General features: G+C 31.7%; 2 protein-coding genes and 1 pseudogene. 1 reads left to right on the forward strand and 2 read right to left on the reverse strand.

Going from position 1 to position 4904, the window contains the following annotated elements; translation table 11 throughout:
* Positions 1-98: 98 nt before the first annotated feature.
* The gene (locus QZZ11_RS01150) at positions 99-3452 is read left to right on the forward strand and encodes a C1 family peptidase (protein WP_292472757.1); all 3354 of its coding nucleotides are present in this window, start codon (positions 99-101) and stop codon (positions 3450-3452) included.
* Between the two features lie 173 nt (positions 3453-3625).
* On the opposite strand, the gene QZZ11_RS01155 is transcribed toward QZZ11_RS01150, so the two are convergent.
* Both QZZ11_RS01155 and QZZ11_RS01160 read right to left on the reverse strand, forming a co-directional pair.
* On the reverse strand, positions 3626-4390 hold the full coding sequence (locus QZZ11_RS01155) for a glucose 1-dehydrogenase (protein ID WP_292472759.1): 765 nt from the start codon (positions 4388-4390) through the stop codon (positions 3626-3628).
* Positions 4391-4704: 314 nt separating this feature from the next.
* Positions 4705-4904: pseudogene (locus tag QZZ11_RS01160) on the reverse strand (long-chain fatty acid--CoA ligase); the annotation flags it as partial.

Raw genomic sequence — 4904 nt, forward strand, 5'->3', positions numbered from 1 at the left:
GGAAAATATTACATTTATTCAACTTATGGCAAATTGACTGTCAAAAATACAATTAGAATTAAATAGGTAAATAACTTATATTATAATAGGGTGAAAAATTGTTAAAGAAAAAATTTAATGCAATCATTATCTTATCAATAATCCTATCATTATTGGTCATCATTCCTGCCAGCTTCGCTGCAGATGACAATGTGGTTTCAATAGATGATAATATTATGATTGATGATTCAATTGATGATGTTTTGATTAGTGATAGTCCAGATAATGATCTAATTGCTGGTGAAGACGAGGATATCCCTGAGGAAGAGCCAAAAATGGAAATATACTTTGATTCCAGTGCTTTGGATGATAATGGGAATGGTTCCATTGATAATCCATATAAGACATTCTCAGATGATAGGATAATGGAAAACTCCATTTTACACTTTGCTAGCGGAATTTACAATTACACTCCTTATTCAACCAATATGTTTAATGTTTCCATTTATGGGCAGGATTCATCCAATACAATCATCAACGGAATTGATGATTATCATAGGTTTGATTTCTATGAGGCCTTTAATATTGAAAACATTAGTTTTGTCAATATCCAAGTCATATCTTTTGAAAGCGACACTCTTTTAAATGCTTCAAATGTTAATTTCTACAATACTACTGCTGTGGGACTGGATAATTCAGGCACTTCTTGTGGTGGAGCAATCTATTGCACTGGATCCAATAATGTTATTTTAAACAATTGCAGTTTCTATAATAATTATGCGCGCTATGGTGGGGCTATATTCTCCAATGGAGGCAATGTAAGCATAAGCAATTGTAATTTTATAAATAACACTGGAAAATATTATGGTGGTGCAATTTATCAGCTTTATGGTAATTTAAGTCTCACTTCATCTTCTTTTGATAAGAACAATGCAAATGATGGTGGATCAGTATTCATTTTCAGCAAAAATGGATTCTTGATTGAAGGCAATAACTTCACCAATAACATTGCAAATAGCTCTGCAGGTGCAGTTTACACTTTCTATAATCAAAATTATACAATATCTAACAATTATTTTGAAAACAACTCTGCAGTCAGTTATAATGACACATTAGAAAAATCCGATTTGATTGCTATTTCAGACAATTACACTTTCTTTAGAATTAACTACACTGATGATTTTGGTGAAATTCCATCTTATTTCAGTCTGTTAGATTCCGGATTGGTTAGTACAATTAAAAATCAAGGTGATGGAGGTAATTGTTGGGCTTTTGCATCAATTGCAAGTCTTGAATCTGCTGTAATTAAAGCGATTTATGATATGAACAGTTCAGGTTTGATTTACACTAATGAGGAATATGCAGATATTTTAGAATTATTGAATAACAATGTAAGTTTACCAGTTTTAATAGACTTTTCAGAAGAGAATATGAAAAACCTTGCAGCCTTATACTCCCCTTATGGTTGGAATTGGTCAACCAATGATGGTGGAAACGAGAAGTTAGCCATTGGTTATCTTACAAGCTGGTTAGGTCCAGTATATGATGAAGAAGACAGATATACTGGTAACAGTATTCTATCCCCTCTATTAAGCAGTTTAATGCATATTCAGAATATTCTTTACTTAAACAGGGATAATTTCACTGATAATGATATGATAAAATCAGCTATCATGAAATATGGTGCTGCTTACGCTTCATTGGGAATGCGTACTAAAACAGATCCTATTATTGGAAAATATGTTTATAATGATAATAATGCTTCATGCAATCATGCTGTAACCATAATTGGTTGGGATGATGATATAGACATTCCAAATGCTCCTGGAAAAGGTGCATGGATAGCAAAAAACAGTTGGAATGAAACTTGGGGTAATGGCGGATATTTCTACTTATCTTATTATGATGTAAGTGCATTTAAGCCAGGAACATATAAAGGCGCTTTTGTATTTGTATTAAATGACACTATCAAATACGACAAGAACTATCAATATGACTTGGCGGTAACTGATTACTTCTTCAATGAAACCGATACTGTCTGGTATAAAAATATTTTCAATGCTACGGATAATGAATATTTATCTGCAGTTTCCACATATTTTGAAAAGCCAAGCAATTGGGATTTGTCTGTTTATGTAAATGATGTATTGAAATTAAGCAAATCTGGTTTTTCTAATCCGGGCTATTGGACAATCGATCTTCTTGAATACATTCCACTTAGTGTTGGAGACATATTTGAAGTTGTCTTTAAGATAAATGTAACTGGGGATGCAGGATTCCCTATTTCTGAAAAGGTAAGCTTAAACAATGAATTCTATAAAGAAGCCATTTCATTCGTCAGTTATGATGGTGTAAACTGGGAAGATCTCTATGATTTGGAATGGAATGAGTATGAAAAACACAATTATAGTTCCCAAGTGGCTTGTATTAAAGCATTCACTGTATCTAATGTAATAAACACTGTAACGTCATTAGCTATTGATTATGATGATTTCAATCCTGTAAATATCACAGCATATGTTTTAAATCAATTTGGCATTCCAGTTGATTGTGGTCGAGTGATTTTCAATTTATCCTGCAAGATTGTTCCTGTAAATGTATCTAAGGGAGTGGCAAAACTTACTTATGCTTTCCCAATTGGTTTAAATGAAATCTTTGTTGAATTTAATGCAAGTGGTTATGGTTCTTCATCATTTAATCAATCAATTAATGTAAAATCAAGCATTAATCTTCCTTCCAGCAATTACACTTACGGATCAAAATATATCGTAAGCCTGTTGGATAAGGATTCCAATCCTTTGGCTAATCAGACTGTAACAATTGTCTTTGCAGGCAAAACTTACAATTTAAATACAGATGGCAATGGAAGAATCATCATAAACAATACACTTAAACCTGGAACTTACAAGGTTACAATTAAGAATCCTGTCACATTAGAGGAGAAAACCCAAACTATTAAAGTTCTCAAGCGAATCACCGAGAATAAGAATTTGGTAATGTATTATGGTGCAGGTTCCAGCTATAAGGTTAGGGTTTATGATGACTATGGTAGAATTGCAAAGAATGTCACTGTAAAGTTCACAATTAACGGTAAAACCTATAGCAGAAAGACAGATAATAAAGGATATGCTTACTTGAAAATAAGCCTAAAACCTAAAAAATATGCAATTTCAGCTAGTTATAAAGGATTTATTGTTAAGAATAATGTTACTGTAAAATCCACTGTCATTACAAAGAACATTACTAAAAAGAAAGCTAAAACTATCAAGTTTACTGCTAAATTGGTCAATTCCAAAGGAAAGATCTTGAAATACAAATACATTAAATTCAAGTTCAAGTCCAAAATATACAAAAGAAAAACCAATTCTAAAGGAATAGCTACATTACGCCTTAAAAACTTGAAAAGAGGCAAATATGTAATCTATTCAACATATGGAAAATTAACTATTAAGAATACTATTAGAATAAAATAGTTAAAAATAGTTTTTTTTCATATTACTTATTTTTTTTTTAAAATAGCTGAAATAGAATTGAAATTAAAAATAGAAATATTATGAACTTTTTTTTAAAAAATAGCTAAAATTAGGATTGAAATTAAAAAATAAAAATAGTAGTAGAGGATAAAAATCCAACTACTTTAAAAAACTTAACACTCAAATCCGCCGTCACATCTGATGATTTGACCGTCTACGAATTCAGATTCGTCAGAAGCAAGGAATAATGCTAATGCAGCAATATCTTCTCCTTGACCTACTCTTTTCATAGGTGCTCCGTCAACCATCATTTGTAATGCTTCTACTCCACCAATACTATCTACCATAGCGGTGTGGATAGCACCAGGAGCAATACCGTTACATCTTATTTCTGGACCAAGTTCGAATGCCATGGATTTGGTAAGACCAGCAATAGCGTGTTTGGATGAGATGTAACCTACAAATCCGAAGTGTGCAGCGTAGGATGCTACTGAACAAGTGTTGATTACAACACCTTTTCCTTTTTCTTTCATTACAGGAGCTACTAATTGGGTTAAGTATAATGGAGCGTATACGTCAACTGCAAATACTTTGTCCCATTCTTCTTTGGTAATGTCTAAGAGAGGGGTTACGCTTAAAAGTCCTGCATTGTTGAATAAGATGTCGACAGTACCATATTTTTCCATGGTTGCGTCAAAAATCTTTTTAATGTCGTCAACATTAGCCATGTCAGCAATAACTGCAAATGCTTCTCCACCAGCTGCTACAATGTCATCTACTACAGCTTGTGCTCTTTCTTCGTTTCTTCCAGTTACAACAACTTTTGCACCTTCTTCAGCATATAATTTAGCTGTAGAACGGCCCATACCGGAGGTTGATCCAGTTACGATTGCTACTTTTCCGTCTAGTTTACCCATTTTTTCACCTTCTTTTATCATAAAATCTTATGATTTTATGTTTAATAGTATATTGTATAAAGTATTTAAATATTTTTAATTATTTCTAGATATTGTTTAGATTTTTTTATAATTGTATAATATTTAACCTAGTAACATTAATATTTTTTATTATTTTGTTCAATTTATTATTTTTTTATTATCTATTCATATAGAAAAAGATTAAAATATTTTACAAAATAAGAAATTATAAAGTAATGTGGTGTGAAAATTAGATGAAAAAAATTTGAGATTAAAAAAAATAAAAAAATAAGAATTAAGTTTTTATAAAAATATAAAAAAGAAAAAATGAGAAATTATTCTTCTGGATTAGTTGAATACATTTCCCTTAATTCTCTTCTAAGGAGTTTCCAGCCATTTACCCTTGGAAGCTCATCCATGGTAAATATCTTTCTAGGGACTTTGTATCTTGCAAGATATTCCTTAGAGTATTGGACTAATCCGTCAGGATCCTCTTCATCTTTCCATACAACTGCAGCTACAGGAAGCTCTCCCC

It is taken from the genome of Methanosphaera sp. (genome assembly GCF_016282985.1).
Taxonomy (GTDB): Archaea; Methanobacteriota; Methanobacteria; order Methanobacteriales; family Methanobacteriaceae; genus Methanosphaera.